Origin of the sequence: Micromonospora kangleipakensis, from assembly GCF_004217615.1 — a bacterium.
Classification (GTDB): domain Bacteria; phylum Actinomycetota; class Actinomycetes; order Mycobacteriales; family Micromonosporaceae; genus Micromonospora; species Micromonospora kangleipakensis.
In genome coordinates this window covers 6,095,412-6,111,845 of sequence record NZ_SHLD01000001.1, presented here as the reverse complement: position 1 = coordinate 6,111,845, position 16,434 = coordinate 6,095,412, and the positions used below count along the sequence as shown (strand labels likewise).

General features: G+C 75.6%; 9 protein-coding genes. 6 read left to right on the top strand and 3 right to left on the bottom strand.

Annotated features, from left to right (window positions below; all coding sequences use genetic code 11):
• Positions 1–15: 15 nt before the first annotated feature.
• Positions 16–861, bottom strand: coding sequence for a GNAT family N-acetyltransferase (locus EV384_RS29090; RefSeq protein WP_130338301.1), 846 nt, complete (start codon positions 859–861; stop codon positions 16–18).
• 145 nt (positions 862–1,006) lie between these two features.
• Here EV384_RS29090 and gltB point away from each other — a divergent pair, with 145 nt between their 5' ends.
• The 4 genes from gltB to EV384_RS29070 all read left to right on the top strand — a co-directional run bounded on the left by gltB (position 1,007) and on the right by EV384_RS29070 (position 9,822).
• Entirely contained in the window at positions 1,007–5,716 is a 4,710-nt protein-coding gene (gene gltB, locus EV384_RS29085) for a glutamate synthase large subunit (protein ID WP_130338299.1), read from the top strand.
• Positions 5,709–7,226, top strand: a complete 1,518-nt coding sequence (locus EV384_RS29080; protein ID WP_130338297.1) for a glutamate synthase subunit beta — start codon at positions 5,709–5,711, stop codon at positions 7,224–7,226. Before gltB ends, EV384_RS29080 begins: the two co-directional genes overlap by 8 nt.
• Before the next feature lie 248 nt (positions 7,227–7,474).
• On the top strand, positions 7,475–9,073 hold the full coding sequence (locus EV384_RS29075; protein ID WP_242624349.1) for an MFS transporter: 1,599 nt from the start codon (positions 7,475–7,477) through the stop codon (positions 9,071–9,073).
• Between the two features lie 227 nt (positions 9,074–9,300).
• The gene (locus tag EV384_RS29070) at positions 9,301–9,822 is read left to right on the top strand and encodes a hypothetical protein (RefSeq protein ID WP_130338295.1); all 522 of its coding nucleotides are present in this window, start codon (positions 9,301–9,303) and stop codon (positions 9,820–9,822) included.
• 319 nt (positions 9,823–10,141) lie between these two features.
• Here the strand turns inward: EV384_RS29070 and EV384_RS29065 are convergent, their stop codons facing one another.
• A complete protein-coding gene (locus EV384_RS29065; RefSeq protein ID WP_130338293.1) occupies positions 10,142–11,563 on the bottom strand; it encodes an alkaline phosphatase PhoX in 1,422 nt (473 codons plus the stop codon).
• 194 nt (positions 11,564–11,757) lie between these two features.
• On the opposite strand from EV384_RS29065, the gene EV384_RS29060 reads away from it, so the two are divergent.
• A complete protein-coding gene (locus tag EV384_RS29060) occupies positions 11,758–14,409 on the top strand; it encodes an FtsK/SpoIIIE domain-containing protein (protein WP_130338291.1) in 2,652 nt (883 codons plus the stop codon).
• On the top strand, positions 14,406–15,371 hold the full coding sequence (locus tag EV384_RS36545; protein WP_242624348.1) for a hypothetical protein: 966 nt from the start codon (positions 14,406–14,408) through the stop codon (positions 15,369–15,371). The genes EV384_RS29060 and EV384_RS36545 overlap by 4 nt, the downstream gene beginning before the upstream one ends.
• Here EV384_RS36545 and EV384_RS29050 read toward each other — a convergent pair.
• Complete coding sequence (locus tag EV384_RS29050) at positions 15,341–16,345, bottom strand: FAD-dependent oxidoreductase (RefSeq protein WP_207232505.1); 1,005 nt, start codon at positions 16,343–16,345, stop codon at positions 15,341–15,343. The two genes, EV384_RS36545 and EV384_RS29050, sit on opposite strands and share 31 nt — an antisense overlap.
• Positions 16,346–16,434 lie beyond the last annotated feature (89 nt).

Below are 16,434 nucleotides of genomic sequence, written 5' to 3'. Positions count from 1 at the left end.
GGTTCGGGGGGCCGGTCAGCCGATGAGGGCGGCCGGTTCGGCGATGCAGGCGGTGCCGACGCGGCGGAAGCCGACCCTCAGGTAGACCCGCGCGATCTCCTCGCTGCCGGCGGAGAGGAAGATCAGATCGGTGCCGGCGGCGCGCAGCTCACGGGCCAGGGTGGCGGTGACCGCCGCGCCGAGGCCACGGCGGCGGGCGACCGGCAGGGTGGCCACCCCGGCGATCTCCGCGACGTCGCCGACCCGCATCGCCATCCCGCTGGCCAGCGCCCCCTCGTCGGCGGTCTCCGCGAGCACCGAGATCCGCCGGCCGTCCGCGATCCGGGCGCCCTCCTCCTCGAGCGCGGCCACGTCGAGCCGGGCCACCGTCGCGTCGCGTTCCGCCGGTCCGGCGTCGCCACGGGCGGTGCCGCCGTTCGAGAACCCGACCGCCGCGACGGCCCGGCGGATCGCCACGTCGGCGGCGAAGCCGGGGGAGCCGGGGTCGAGGACCCGCACCGGTACGTCGCTGAGCGTCCCCGGGTCCGGCAGGCCGGCCGGGTCGAGCACCATCAGCGGCGCCTCCAGCACGCTCAGCCCGGCGGAGCGGGCCACCGCGAGCAGGTCGGGGGTGACCTCGTGCACCCACTCGAACGTTTCGGGCAGCCCGAGCTCCCGCTGGCGGGTCCGGACGGCGGTCACGTCGGCCAGCGACGGTGGCGTGGTGGCGTCGAGCCGGGGGCGGGCGTAGAACGGCCAGCCGAGGCCGTCCCGGACGAAGAGGACCAGGGCGCCGTACTCCTCCGTGCGGGCCCCGTCGCGGGGCACCGCGTCGTAGAAGGTCTCCAAGCGGTCGAACAGCGCAGCGCGTACGACATCCACCGCGCGAGACTACACGTCCCAGATTCTGGAAGTGTGATCAATCCGAACTGGCCTTGCGCGGCACGCCCTAACGTAGACTCAATAAACCCACAAGGGCCGACGTCGTCCCGACCATGATCCAACCTGAGTGACGACAGGAGGCCCGGTGGCCTTTCCGTACCCTCTCAGCCCGCAGTCGGCCCCGCCCGCGACGGGCCTCTACGACCCCGCGCAGGAGCACGACGCGTGCGGCGTGGCCTTCGTGGCGGACCTGCACGGACGCCGGTCGCACGAGGTTGTCGCGAACGGTCTCGGCGCGCTCTGCCGGCTGGACCACCGGGGCGCCCGGGGCGCGGAGCACAACACCGGTGACGGCGCCGGGATCATGATCCAGGTGCCGGACGCGTTCCTGCGCGCCGTGGTCGACTTCCCGCTGCCGCCCGCCGGCCAGTACGCGACCGGCCTGGTCTTCCTCCCCGACGACGACGCCGCCGAGGCCCGCGCCCGCCGGGTGATCGAGAAGTACGCCCTGGTCGAGGGAGCCGACGTGCTCGGCTGGCGGGACGTACCCACCGACCCGAGCGGCCTCGGCGAGACCGCGCTCGCGGCGATGCCCCGGGTCCGGCAGCTCTTCCTCGCCGCGCACCGGCTGACCGACTCGCCGGCCGGCCCGGGCGGGTCCCCGCTCGCCGGGCTGGACCTGGACCGGGTGGCGTTCTGCGTGCGCAAGCAGGCCGAGCGGGAGACCGCCGAGCGGGGCGTGCCGGCGTACTTCCCGTCGCTGTCGGGGCGGACCATGGTCTGGAAGGGAATGCTCACCCCGGACCAGCTCCCGGCGTACTTCCCGGAGCTGACCGACTCCCGGGTGGTCAGCGCGATCGCCCTGGTGCACTCGCGCTTCTCCACCAACACCTTCCCGTCCTGGCCGCTGGCCCACCCGTACCGGTTCATCGCGCACAACGGCGAGATCAACACGATCCGCGGCAACCGGAACTGGATGCAGGCCCGCGAGGCGCTGCTGCGCAGCCCGAACCTGCCCGGCAACATCCGCCGGATCTTCCCCGTCTGCACCCCCGCCGCCTCCGACTCGGCCAACTTCGACGAGGTGCTGGAGCTGCTGCACCTGTCCGGCCGGAGCCTGCCGCACGCGGTGCTGATGATGATCCCGGAGGCCTGGGAGAACGACCTGGACATGCGCGCCGACAAGCGCGCCTTCTACCGTTTCCACGCCAGCCTGATGGAGCCGTGGGACGGCCCCGCCTCGGTCGCCTTCACCGACGGCGAGATCGTCGGCGCGGTGCTGGACCGCAACGGGCTGCGCCCCGGTCGCTGGTGGCGTACCGAGGACGGGCTCGTGGTGCTCGGCAGCGAGGCGGGTGTGCTCGACCTCGACCCGGCCCGGGTGGTCGCCAAGGGGCGGCTCCAGCCGGGGAAGATGTTCCTGGTCGACACGGTCAACCACCGGATCGTCTCCGACGACGAGATCAAGGCCGAGCTGGCCGCCGAGCGGCCGTACGACGAGTGGCTGCACGCCGGCCTGATCGAGCTGGGTGACCTGCCGCCGCGCGAGCACATCGTCTACACCCACGACTCGGTCCGCCGCCGCCAGCAGACCTTCGGCTACACCGAGGAGGAGCTGAAGATCCTGCTCGCGCCGATGGCCCGGGCCGGCGCGGAGCCGATCGGCTCGATGGGCACGGACACCCCGATCGCCCCGTTGTCCACCCGGCCGCGGCTGCTCTACGACTACTTCCACCAGCTCTTCGCCCAGGTCACCAACCCGCCGCTGGACGCCATCCGGGAGGAGTTGGTGACCAGCCTTGCCTCGACCATCGGGCCGGAGGGCAACCTGCTCGACCCGGGCCCGGCGAGCTGCCGGCAGATCGTGCTGCCGTACCCGGTGATCGACAACGACGAGCTGGCCAAGATCCTCTCCATCGACGAGGACGGCGACCTGCCCGGCTTCAAGGCGGTCCGGGTCTCCGGGCTCTACCGGATCCGCGACGGCGGCGCCGGCATCAAGGCCCGGCTGACCGAGATCTGCCGGCACGTCTCCGAGGCGATCGAGGACGGGGTGCGCATCCTGGTCCTCTCCGACCGGGACTCCAACGCCGACCTGGCGCCGATCCCGTCGCTGCTGCTCACCGCGGCGGTGCACCAGCACCTGGTCCGCGAGCAGACGCGGACCCAGGTGGCGCTGATCGTGGAGTCCGGCGACTGCCGGGAGGTGCACCACGCGGCCGTGCTGATCGGCTACGGCGCGGCGGCGGTGAACCCCTACCTGGCCTTCGAGTCGGTCGAGGACATGATCTCCACCGGCGCGCTGGTCGGCATGGAGCCGGCCAAGGCCGTCCGGAACTACGTCAAGGCGCTCGGCAAGGGCGTCCTGAAGATCATGTCGAAGATGGGCATCTCGACGGTCTCGTCGTACTGCGGCGCGCAGGTCTTCGAGGCGGTCGGCCTGGACACCCGGCTGGTCGAGCGCTACTTCCGCGGCACCCCCAGCAAGATCAGCGGCATCGGGCTGAACGAGATCCACGCCGAGGTGGCCGCCCGGCACGCCCTGGCCTGGCCCGCCCCCGGCGCGGAGAGCTCCGACCGGCTGGAGGTCGGCGGCGAGTACCAGTGGCGCCGCGAGGGCGAGCTGCACCTGTTCAACCCGGAGACGGTCTTCCTGCTCCAGCACGCCACCCGCAGCCGTCAGTACGACGTCTTCCGGCAGTACACCGCCAAGGTCGACGAGCTGGCCGCGCAGGCGGGTTCGCTGCGCGGTCTGTTCACCCTGCGTGCCGGGGTGCGCCCGCCGGTGCCGCTGGACGAGGTGGAGCCGGCCAGCGAGATCGTCAAGCGGTTCGCCACCGGCGCCATGTCGTACGGGTCGATCTCGGCGGAGGCGCACGAGACCCTCGCCATCGCGATGAACCGGCTCGGCGGCAAGTCCAACACCGGCGAGGGCGGCGAGGACGTCGACCGGCTGCACGACCCGGCCCGCCGATCCGCGGTGAAGCAGATCGCCAGCGGCCGGTTCGGCGTGACGAGCGAATACCTGGTCAACGCCGACGACCTCCAGATCAAGATGGCCCAGGGCGCGAAGCCCGGCGAGGGCGGCCAGCTCCCCGGCAACAAGGTCTGGCCGTGGATCGCCCGGACCCGGCACGCCACCCCGGGCGTCGGCCTGATCTCCCCGCCGCCGCACCACGACATCTACTCCATCGAGGACCTCGCCCAGCTCGTGCACGACCTGAAGTGCGTCAACCCGGCCGCCCGGGTGCACGTCAAGCTGGTCAGCGAGGTCGGCGTGGGCACCGTCGCGGCGGGCGTGGCCAAGCTGAAGGCCGACGTCATCCTGATCTCCGGCCACGACGGCGGCACCGGCGCGTCCCCGCTCAACTCGCTCAAGCACGCCGGCACCCCCTGGGAGCTGGGCCTGGCCGAGGCGCAGCAGACGCTGCTGCTCAACAAGCTCCGCGACCGGGTCACCGTGCAGGTCGACGGCCAGCTCAAGACCGGCCGGGACGTGCTCATCGCGGCGCTGCTCGGCGCGGAGGAGTTCGGCTTCGCCACCGCCCCGCTGATCGTCGAGGGCTGCGTGATGATGCGGGTCTGCCACCTGGACACCTGTCCGGTCGGCATCGCCACCCAGAATCCGGTGCTGCGCGAGCGGTTCAACGGCAGGCCGGAGTTCGTGGAGAACTTCTTCCTCTTCCTCGCCGAGGAGGTCCGCGGCTACCTGGCCGAGCTGGGCTTCCGCTCCGTCGAGGAGGCGATCGGGCAGACCGAGCTGCTCGACCTCACCCCGGCGATCGACCACTGGAAGGGGCACGGGCTGGACCTGTCGCCCGTACTCCAGCTGCCGGAGCTGCCGGAGCTGCCGGCGGACGCCGCGCGGCGCGGGATCCGGGCCCAGGACCACGGCCTGGAGCTGGCCCTGGACAACGAGCTGATCGCGCTGGCCGAGCCGGCGCTGCGCGACCGCACGCCGGTCCGGGTCGAGGTGGCGGTGCGCAACGAGCACCGCAGCGTCGGCGCGATGCTCGGCGGCGAGGTGACCCGCCGCTTCGGCGGCGCGGGCCTGCCGGAGGACACCATCGAGTTCCTGCTGCACGGCACCGCCGGCCAGTCGTTCGGCGCGTTCCTGCCGCGCGGGGTAACCCTGCGGCTGCACGGCGACGCCAACGACTACGTCGGCAAGGGCCTCTCCGGCGGCCGGCTCATCGTCCGCCCGGACACCGCCGCGCCGTTCGTCGACGGCGAGGCCGGGCCGGGGGATCGGGCCGAGGACCAGATCATCGCCGGCAACACCATCCTGTACGGCGCGACCGGCGGCGAGGTCTTCCTGCGCGGCCGGGTCGGGGAGCGCTTCGCGGTGCGCAACTCGGGCGCGGTGGCCGTTGTCGAGGGCGTCGGCGACCACGGCTGCGAGTACATGACCGGCGGCACGGTGGTGGTGCTCGGCGAGACCGGGCGCAACTTCGCCGCCGGCATGTCCGGCGGCACCGCGTTCGTCTGGCGGCTCGACCGGGCGCGGGTCAACGCCGAGCTGGTCGACCTGTCGCCGCTGCGCGCCGAGGAGCGGGACCGGCTGCACGAGCTGGTGCAGCGACACTTCGCCGAGACCGACTCGGCGGTCGCCGAGGAGCTGTTGAAGCGTTGGCCGGAGGCGGTGGAGGAGTTCACCGCCGTGGTGCCCCGGGACTACCGCCGGGTGCTGGAGATCATGCGGGCCGCCGAAGCCGCCGGCCGTGACGTCGACGACGCGGTGATGAGCGCATTGGCGGCGCACGCCGCCCCGACACCGCAGTCGGCGCCTTCCGCTTCGTCCATGCCGGTGCCGCCCGCCCCGCGGGCGGCCGCCCAGGAGGTGGCTCGTGCCTGACCCGAACGGTTTCCTGCGCTACAACCGGCGGCTGCCGGCGCGCCGCCCGGTGCCGGTGCGGATCTCCGACTGGCGGGAGGTCTACCCGCCGGCCGGCGAGGAGCTGATCCGCGAGCAGGCGACCCGGTGCATGGACTGCGGCATCCCGTTCTGCCAGAGCGACACTGCCGGGTGCCCTCTTGGGAATCGAATCCCGGACTGGAACGACCTGGTCCGCACCGGCAACTGGGACGCCGCGGTGGACTCGCTGCACGCCACCAACAACTTCCCCGAGTTCACCGGCCGGCTCTGCCCGGCGCCCTGCGAGGCCGCCTGCGTGCTCGGCATCGGTGGCGGGGAACCGGTCACCATCAAGCAGGTCGAGGTGGAGATCGCCGACGCGGCGGTGGCCCGCGGCGGGCTGCGGCCCCGCCCGGTGCCGGCGCCGACCGGTCGGTCGGTCGCCGTGGTGGGCTCCGGGCCCGCCGGGCTCGCCGCCGCGCAGCAGCTCGCCCGCGCCGGTCACGCCGTCACGGTGTACGAGCGGGACGACGCCCTGGGTGGCCTGCTCCGGTACGGCATCCCCGACTTCAAGCTGGAGAAGCAGCACATCGACAAGCGGTTGGCCCAGCTCGCCGCCGAGGGCGTGCGGTTCCGCACCGGGGTCGACGTCGGCGTCGACGTCACCGCCGAGCAGCTGCGCGCCGAGCACGACGCGGTGCTGCTGGCCTGCGGCGCGCTGCAGGGCCGGGACACCCCGGAGACGCCGGGCCGGCAGCTGCGCGGGGTGCACCAGGCGATGTCCCACCTGGTCGCCGCCAACCGGGTGGTGGCCGCGGCCGGGGAGGGCCGGCCGGCCCTCGCCGTGCTCCCCGACGGCACGCCGATCGACGCGGCAGGCAAGCACGTGGTGATCATCGGTGGTGGCGACACCGCCGCCGACTGCCTCGGCGTGGCCCACCGGCAGGGCACGGCCGGCGTCCACCAGCTCGACCTCTACCCGGAGCCGCCGACCAGCCGGGACGCCGACCGCGACCCGTGGCCCACCTGGCCGTGGGTGCTGCGCAACTACCCGGCGCACGAGGAGGGCGGCGAGCGGGTCTTCGCCGTCGCGGTGCAGGAGTTCGTCGACGACGGCACCGGCCAGGTCAAGGGCGTCCGGATCGCCGAGGTGAGCGTGGAGAAGCGGGACGGCCGGCGGATCGTCACCGCGCTGCCCGGCTCCGAGCGGGAGCTGCCGGCCGACCTGGTGCTGCTGGCGATCGGCTTCGAGGGCACCGAGGAGCAGCCGCTGCTGACCCAGTTCGGGGTGGCCCGCAACGCCCGCGGCGCGGTCGACGCCCGGCCGGACTGGCAGACCGACGCCGACGGGGTCTTCGTCGCCGGCGACATGCACCGGGGCGCCTCGCTGATCGTCTGGGCCATCGCCGAGGGGCGGGCCGCCGCCGCGGCGATCCACTCGTACCTGGGCGGGGTCGGCACCCTGCCCGCCCCGGTGGACCCGGCCCGGCAGCCGCTCGCCGCCCGCTGACCCCGGGGCTCCACCCGACCCGAACACCCCGGTCCGGACGTACCCGTCCCGGGCCGGGGTGTTCGGCGTCCCCGTCCGGTTCGTGGCGGGGGCTACCCGGCTGGTGAGGTGTGCCCACCTCGGGGCGCCGCCGAGCCGGTGAACCTGCTCACGAATGCGGCAAACAGGTTTGAGCTGGGGTGAGACTTGGCGGCTGCCGCACCGACCGTGGTGCGGCTTTGTCATGTCGTCGGAACGGGGAGGCCGCCGTGGCCCTCGGAGCCACGTTCGCCGCGCTGCGCCACCGGAACTACCGGATCTGGGCCGGCGCGGGGTTCGTATCGGTGATCGGGACCTGGATGCAGGTGCTCGGCGTCAACTGGTACGTCCTAGCGCAGACCCGCTCGGCGACCTCGATGGGCCTGGCCGTCCTGCTCCAGGCCCTGCCGACGCTGCTGCTCAGCGTCTGGGGCGGGGCGCTGGCCGACCGGCTGCCGGCGAAGCCGCTGCTGATCGCCGCCCAGGCCGTGCACGCCACCCTCGCCGCGGGGCTGGCGGTGGTCGCCGTCACCGGCGTCGGCGGCCTTCCGGCGATCTACGCGATCGCCCTGGTCACCGGCGCGGTGTCGGCGATCGAGGGGCCGGTGTCGGGGCGCTGGTCGTCGACCCTGGTCGACCGGGAGAACCTCGGCAACGCCCTCGCGCTCGGCTCGCTGACCAACTCCGCCGGGCGCATCCTCGGCATGAGCGTCGGCGCCGTCGTGGTCGCCGCCGTCGGCCCCGCGCTGCTCTTCGCCATCAACGCGGCCAGCTTCGTCGCGGTGGTCGCGGCCCTGTTCGCCGTACGCGAGCGGGAGCTGCACCGGGGAGAGGCCGCGACGGAGGCGGTGGTCGCCGACGGCGACTCCGCCGTACGCGAGCGGGAGCGGCCCGCAGGCGAGCCGGCGGACGGCGGCATCCGGGCCGGCTTCCGCTACCTGCTGGGCCAGCCGGTCGTGCTGGTCGCGCTGGCGCTGTCGTTCGTGCTGGGCAGCCTGGGCCGCAACTACCAGGTGACCATGGCGGCGATGAGCGACGGCCCGCTGCACGGCGGGGCGTCCGGCTACGGCCTGCTCTCCACCGTCTTCGCGGTCGGCACGGTGCTCGGCGCGCTCGTGGCGGCCCGCCGCCGGGAGCTGGGCTACGGGATGCTGGTCGGCGCCGGCCTGCTGGCCAGCGTGCTGCAGATCGTCGCCGGGCTGGCCCCCGGCACGCTCAGCTTCGCCGCGGTGATCCTCCCCGTGGCCGCGGCGGCGGTGATCATCGACACCACGGTCGGCGCCCGCGCCCAGCTCGACACCGACTACGCCATGCGCGGTCGGGTGCTGGCCGCCCTGGCGGTCACCGGCTCGGTCTCCGCCGCGGTCGGCGCGCCCCTGCTCGGCTGGCTCTCCGAACACGCCGGCCCCCGGCAGACCCTGGTGCTGGCCGGCGCGGTGACCGCGATCGCCACCGCCGCCGCGGGCGTGGCCCTCGACGGGCTGCGCGACCGCCGGCTGCGTCGCCGGGTCACCCTGGTGCTGGCCGCGCCCGCCGTGCGCCGCCCGGCCCGCCGGGTCGCCGCCATGGCCGCCCGCGTCGTCCTGCCCGCGACCCCGGCCGTCGCGTTCGCCCGCCCGGCCGCGACGGCCCGACCGGCGGGGAGCCTGCCGCCCGGCCTGCGCCCGGCCGGGCGCCGCCCGGGGTCCGGGCGGCTGCCGTCCAGCCAAGCGGTCCGGGCCGCCCACGACTGCGCGGGCTTCGCGCCGCCCCGGTCCCGCCGTCGCCCCCGGCCGGCCGGCCCGGCCCGGGTCGACGCCCACCTGGTCGACTGCCCGCCTGCCGACTGACGTCGCCCGGCACGGTGTGGCCGCAGGGCCCGTGCGGGGAGCGCCGCCCGGGCGGACGCCGGCTGCCACGTGGTGGATGAGATTGCCGTCGGCGTCGTACGGCACCTCGGCGACGGCGCTCGGCCTGGCCATGGTCCTCCTCGGGTGTGAGCGAGGCCATGACCCTCGTGTCCGGGTCCGACACTTTCGGGAGCGGACGCCATGAAGATCATCGTTACGCTGCCGTCATGGACATCGAGAAGCGCCTGCGCCGGGTGCGCGGGTGGCTATGGGTCGTGGTGGTCGGTCTCTTCCTCAGCGGGGTGACCGCGTTTCCGCTGGAGATCGAGGTGCGCTGGCTGCTGCGGGCGCTCGACCCGCTCGCCGGCCAGTTGCCGGCGCTGGTCTCCTGGATCGAGCGGGTCCACACCGGACTGGTCGAGACCGGTGACCGCTATCCCTTCATGCGGTACGGCACCGACTGGCTCGCCTTCGCCCACCTGGTGCTCGCGGTGGCGTTCTGGGGGCCGCTGCGGGACCCGGTGCGCAACGTCTGGGTCGTCCAGGTCGGCATGATCGCCTGCGCCGGGATCGTGCCGCTGGCGCTGATCTGCGGGCCGATCCGGGACCTTCCCTGGTTCTGGACGCTGGTCGACCTGTCGTTCGCGGTCGGCGCGTTCCCGCCGCTCTGGATCGCGTACCGGCACATCCGCGCGATCGAGGCGGCCGCCGCCCGGCCGGCTGATTCACCGGTGACATCAGCTCCGTAGCGTCGGCTCGGACCACCGCGCCGGCCGACGGCGGTGCCGACCGACGGGCAGTGCCGTCCGACGGGCCGGCCGGGCGCCTGCTACGGGAGCGGGCGTCCGGCCGGTGCCGGTCAGTGGGCCAGGAGCTGGTGCGCGGCGCGCACCTTCGCCCAGGACTTCGGCTGCGCCGGAGCGCCGGCCGACCGTGCCGTGGCGGTGGTCAGCTCTGGGCGGCCGGCGGTGGAGAGCCAGGTGGTGAAGACGTCGACCCGGGCTGCCGGCCGGCCTGACCGCCGGCCGGCGGCCCCTCGTGAGGACCGCCGGCCGTGGCGCGGCGTGGTCAGGCGTCGGCGACGTCCGCGTTGCTCGGCCGGCCCCACGGGCCGGTGATCGCGAAGACGTAGCCCGGCGACTGGATGTTGGCGAAGAGGATCTGCCCGTCCGCGCTGAACGTCGGGCCGGTGAACTCGCTGTCGTTGAGCTCGTTGCGGGCCAGCGGGAACGCCTTGCCCTCCGCGGTCACCCCGACCAGGTGGGACACCCCCTCGCCGTCCTCGGCCAGGATCACCCCGCCGTACGGGGAGACGGTGATGTTGTCCGGCCCGTCGAAGTTGCCGGTGTCGGCGGCCGGGTCCTGGTTCACCCCGAAGATGGTCTTCAGCGTGACCGTCTCGGTCCGCGGGTCGTAGAACCAGACCTGGCCGTCGTGCTCGTTGGTGCTGCCGTCGGAGTGCCGGGCGAAGCTGGCCACGAAGTAGGCCCCGCCGTCGGCCCACCAGGCGCCCTCCAGCTTGCGGCTGCGGGTCACCTGATCGTCGGTGAACTGCTTGCGCACCGACACGGTCTTCGCGTCCCGGTCCGGCACGTCCACCCACTCCACCTTGTACCGGGTGCCCGGCGTGGTGGCCTCCGACAGGTCGGCGATGTGCTGGCTGCCCAGGTAGCAGCTCATCGCCTGGAGGCTGCCCACGGTGTCGCCGTCGGGCCGCTGCGCCAGCGCCCGCAGCGCGCCCTTGCCGCCGCGGAAGCCCGCCGGCGGCGTCCACCGGAAGTAGAGCCCGTTCGGCCCGCCCGCGTCCTCGGTCAGGAAGATCGAGTGGGTGTACGGGTCGACCGCCACCGCCTCGTGGGAGTAGCGGCCGAGGAACTTCAGCGCCACCGGGTTCTGGTTGGCGGCCCGGTCGTGCGGGTCCACCTCGAAGACGTACCCGTGGTCCTTGAGGAATTGCCCGCCGGCCCGCTGCTCGGTCTCCTCGCAGGTCAGCCAGGTGCCCCACGGGGTGATGCCGCCGGCGCAGTTGTTGTGCGTGCCGGCCACGCTGACGTACTCGCGCAGCCGCCGGCCGTGCTGGTCCACCTCGATGGTGGTGGTGCCGCCGCGGGCGCCCGGGTCGTAGGTGAGGCCGGCCAGCGCGGGCACCGGGTACGGCTCGCTGCCGCCGATCTCGTGGTTGTTGACCAGCACCGAGCCCTCGCGGCCGAGGAAGCACCCCGTGCCGTCGGCGTCGCTCGGCGTCGGCTGCCCGGACTCCAGCAGGGTCGCGCCGGCCTGGGCCACGATCGTGTACGAGAAGCCGGGCGGCAGGGCCAGCAGACCGGCCGGGTCCGGCACCAGTTCGCCGTAGCCGACCGCCGGACGGGTGGCGGCCAGGGCGGTCGCCGGTCCCGCGATCGCTTCCAGGTTGCCGGCCAGCACGATGCCGAGGCCGCCGGCCGCGCCGCCGCGCAGCACGGCGCGCCGGGAGATGGGGGAGGAGGTCACGTCGTCGCCTTCCTGTTCACCATTGTTGTTCCGTTGAGCAGGCAATCCGGACCGGGCCAACGACGCCGGCGTGGCCGGCGGCAGCCAGGTGAACAGTCGACCAACCATCGGTGTGCCGCGCGCCGTGCCGAGTCGCCGAGGGTCCGTTAGGGTTCGGATCGATCGTGGACCGCGGCGGCGTCGGGGGGCAAGGGGTGGGCAGGCTCGCGACGGCGTACGGGCAGGCGATCGCCGCGCACCGCGAGGCCGTACGGCGCTGGGAGAACGCCCGCCGGGCGCTCGCCGCCGCCGGACCGCCGGCCCCCGACAACGCGGAGCTGGTCGCCTGGCTGGCCCGGGTCGCCGCCGACCTCGCCGGCCCGCCGCCCGGCGCCGCCGACCTCACCGCCGCCCCGGTGCCGGTCCGCGTCGGTGAGGCCACCACTCTGGACGGTGGTTTCCCGGTGCTGCTGCCGCTGGCCGGCGGCGCCCACCTCGCGGTGGACTGCGACGCCCGGGACCCCCGGGTCGGTGAACTGCTGCGGGCGGTGGTCGTGCGGCTGCTCGCCGCCGCCCCGGCCGGCGCGGTCCGGGTCGCCGGGATCGACACGGTCGCCTTCGGGGCCGCCTTCCTGCCGCTGCGCCCACTGCTCGACGCCGGGGTGCTGGCCCCGCCGGCCACCACCGCCGCCGACGTGGCCGCCCTCCTCGACGAGGCGGAGCGGCACGCCCGCGGCGCCCAGCACGGCGCCCCGGCCGACCGGGAGCTGCTGCTGCTCGTCGCCGCGTCCGCGCCGCCGCCCCGGGAGCTGGCCCGGCTCGCCGCGCTGACCCACGCCGGCCCGGACGCCGCGGTCTGCGTGCTGATCGCCGGTCACCCGCCGGCCGGCCCGGGTGACGCCCCGCCGCCGTTGGGCGCGACCACCCAGCTCCGGCTGAACGAGCGGTACGCGCTGGTCGGCGACCCGCCCGGGCAGCCGTACAGCGCCGACGGCAGCGGGCTGGCCGCGGCGGTGCTGCTCGACGGGGATCCGCCGGCCGCCTCGGTGGCCGCGCTGGGCGCGCGGCTCGCCGCGGCCACCCGGCGCGCCGAGGCGCTGCGCTTCACCGACCTGCTCCCCGCCGGGCGCTGGGCGGAATCGGCCGGTCCCGGACTGCGCACGGTGCTCGGCCGGGCCGGTCGGGAGCAGGTGACGGTCGCCTTCGACGACGCCACCCCGCACTGGCTGGTCGGGGGTCGCACCGGGGCGGGCAAGACGGTGTTCCTGCTCGACGTGCTCTACGGGCTGGCCGCCCGGTACGCCCCGGCGGAGCTCCAGCTCCTCCTGCTCGACTTCAAGGAGGGGGTGAGCTTCACCGAGTTCGTCCCCACCGAACGCGACCCGTCCTGGCTGCCGCACGCCCGCGCGGTCGGCATCGAATCCGACCGCGAGTACGGCGTGGCCGTGCTGCGGGAGCTGCGCGGGGAGCTGACCCGGCGGGCCGACGTCCTCAAGCGACACGGCGTCACCAAGCTCGCCGACCTGCCCGCGGGCGTCCGTCCACCCCGGATCGTCACCGTGGTCGACGAGTTCCAGGTGCTCTTCGCCGGCAACGACGCCCTCGCCCGGCAGGCCGTCGACCTGCTGGAGGAGCTGGCCCGCAAGGGCCGCTCGTACGGCCTGCACCTGGTGCTGGCCAGCCAGAGCACGACCGGCGTCGAGGCGCTCTACGGCCGGGCCGAGGCTATCTTCGGCCAGTTCCCGCTGCGGGTGGCGCTGCCCGGCGGAGGCGGCGTGCTGGACCCGCTGAACGACGCGGCGAAGGCACTCGGGATCGGCTCCGCCGTGGTCAACACGGCCGGCGGCGCGGCGGGCGCGAACACCGTGGTCCGGTTCCCCGACGCGCACGCCGCCGCCGCGGACCTGGCCACCCTCCGCCACGAGCTGTGGGCGGCCCGACCGGCGGGCGCGCGGCCACCCGCCGTCTTCCGGGGGTACGAGACGCCGCGGCTGACCGACGACCCCGCCTGGGCCGGGCTGCGACCGGGCGGCGACGTGCCGCTCGCCCTGGTCGGCCGCGCCGTCGACGTGGCCGGCAGCGCCGCCGGGTTCCCCCTGGACGCCACCCCCGGCCGGCACCTGGCCGTGGTGGGTACGGCCACCGCCGGGGCGGACGTGCTCCGGGCGGCCACCCTCAGCCTGGCCCGGCAGCACGCCCCGGGCACCGCCCGCTTCCTGCTCGCCCCGCTCGTCGCCGGGACGGCCGAGCTCGCCGGCGACCTGGCCATGACCCTGGCCGACGCCGGCCACCCCGTCGAACGCCTCGACGCGCCCGCCCTGCCGGACCGCATCGCCGCCGTCGCCACCCCGGACCAGCCCGGAGCCTCCGCCGCGGGCGGCAGCCCCGCCGGCCCAGCGGCTGGGGCACCGACCGGTCCGGCGCCCGGCTCGGCCGCCACCGACGCCGGAGCACGGTCCGGGCCGGCCGACGCCGCCCGCCGGACCTACCTCGTGGTGTTCGGCGTGGACGCCGCCTCCGCCGCGCTCGGTGCCACCGACCCGGCCACCTTCCGCTCCGGCCACGACGACCTGCGGGCCCTGCTGCGCCAGGGGCCCGGCCACGGGGTGCACCTGCTCGGCTGGTGGCGGGGGCTGCGCCGGCTCGCCGAGGACCTCGGCGGCGCGCAGCACCGGGACGACGTCGCCTGCCTGGTCGCGCTGAACGTGCCCGGCGCCGACCTCGGCCTGCACCTCGGCGTGCACGACCTCAGCTACACCCCGCGCGCCGGCCGGGCGCTGCTGGTGGACCGGCACGACCATCGCGTCCGGCTGATCGTGCCGTTCGTCCACTCCGGACCCGAGCCGGACGGGGGCGACGACCGGTGACGGCGTTCGAGGAGTACGCGGCGCTGGCCCGGCAGCTCGCCGGCCAGCGGCGCGGCGCGGACCGGGCCGCCACCGCCGAGGCGGAGCGCCGCCGGGCCCTGCACGCCGCCGTCGACCAGCTCGGTCAGCGGCTCGCCGCCCAGCGGCAGCTTCTCGACCGGCTCGGCCGGGCCATCGGTGCCGCCGCGTCCGGCGCCGGCCCTGCCCCGTCCGGCGCCGACCTCGCCGCCGCGCCGCACACCGGGCCCGCGCCGTCCGGCATCGACTTCGCCGCCCAGCCCGGCGCCGACTTCGCCGCGCCCGGCGGGGACCTCGCTGCCGCGTCCGGGTCGGCGGTGCCGTCGGCCGGGCCCGCCTCAACCGTGGTGGGGCCGTTCGGTCCCGGTCACGGCGGGGCGACGGGTCCCGGCGGCGCAGCCGCCGCGCCGGGGCGGCCGGGGGTCGGGGCGTACCCGCAGGTGGCGGTGGCGGCGACCGGCGCGACGCCGACGACGGGCGCCGGCACGACGGGCGGCGGGGTGCCGGGGCCCCGCGCGCCGGAGGCCGACCCGGCGGCTGAGCTGGCGGCGGCCCGGCAGCTCGCCGACGAGGCGGACCGGCACGGGCAGCAGGCCGACGCGCTGGCCCGGCGGCCCGCGCTGCTGCCGACCTGGTCCCCGCTGGCCCGGGCGGCCGCCGTCTACACCGGTGCCGCGCTGGCCGGGGCGGTGCTGATGCTGGCCATGGTGGTCGCCTCCGGCCTGGAGGTGGTCGGGCTCGGCGCCCTGTACGCCTCGATGTGCGCCGGCCTGCCGGTGGCGTCGTTCGTCGCCGGCTACCTGGTGCTCGGCCGCTGGGGGCGACCGGTGATCGACGGCGGTGCCCCGTCGTCGCGGTTCGTCCCGCTCGGCTTCGTGATCTGCGTCCTGCTGGTGCCGCTGGTCTACTGCGCCTACCTGCTGGCGTTCCGCGTGCTGCGCTGAGCCGGCCGAGGGCCATCCGCGTCGTCCAGCGCCAGCCGGGCCACCTCGGCCGCGCAGCCCCACGAGAGGGTGACCCCCGCGCCCCCGTGGCCGTAGGCGTGCACCAGCCGCCGCCCGGGCGGACCCTCCGGCGCCACCGCCACCCGCGGGCCGCCGTGCCGGGCCGGTCGCAGCCCGACCCGTTCGGCGAGCACCGGCGCGGCGGCCAGCTCCGGCACCAGGGCCACGCAGCGGCGCCGGATCGCCGCCGAGATGGCCGGGTCGGGCCGGGTGTCCCACTCGCCCGGCTCGAACGTGCCGCCGAGCACCACGTCGTGCCGGCGCGGGTGCACGTAGGTGATCCCCGCCGGGTTCTCCTCGTCCCGGACCGAGGTGGTCAACCCCGGGTTCGCGACCAGCACGACCTGCCCCCGTGCCGGGTGCACGGCCGGGTCGTCGGCGAGCCGACCGGCGGCCAGCCCGGTGGCGTTGACGACCGTCGGCGCCAGGGCGAAGCCGTCGGTGAGCCGGTCGAGCCGGCCGCGCAGCAACCGCCCGCCGGCGCTGGCGAACCGCTGCCGCAGCCAGCCCAGGTACGGCAGCATCTCCACCGTCGGCGCGGTGAACCGCAGCTCCGTCGAGTACGGCCCGCTGCCCGGCCGGGCGACCAGGTCCGCGGTCGCCGCCGCCCACCAGGGCGGGCCCGCCCCCGGCCGCCGCAGCAGCATCCGGGTCGGCCGGGCCACCACCCCCGGCACGCCCGCCTCGGCCTGCCGGCCCAGCTCGGCGTGGGTCTCGGCGGCCCAGCGCAGCACCCGCGGGTCCGCCTCGGTGTGGCTGGGGTACCAGACCGCGGCGGCCACCGCCGAGACGGTGTCCGCCGGGTCGTCGGCGGCCAGCAGGGTCACCCGCGCTCCGCGTTCCCGCAGCCGCACCGCCGCCGTCAACCCGATGATCCCGCCACCGACCACCAGCACGTCCGCCCGGTTCGTCATGGTCAGGCCTCCCACGTCGGGCCGCCCGCGACGGGCGGCTGGACCTGAATCGTCTCCCCGGCGGGACGGCGCGGTCCAAGTCCGGATCG

Excerpts from the sequence above, each read along its gene's own strand:
- EV384_RS29070 (WP_130338295.1), top strand. The coding sequence starts at position 9,301 with ATGGACATCGAGAAGCGCCTGCGCCGGGTGCGCGGGTGGCTATGGGTC.
- EV384_RS29050 (WP_207232505.1), bottom strand. The coding sequence starts at position 16,345 with ATGACGAACCGGGCGGACGTGCTGGTGGTCGGTGGCGGGATCATCGGG.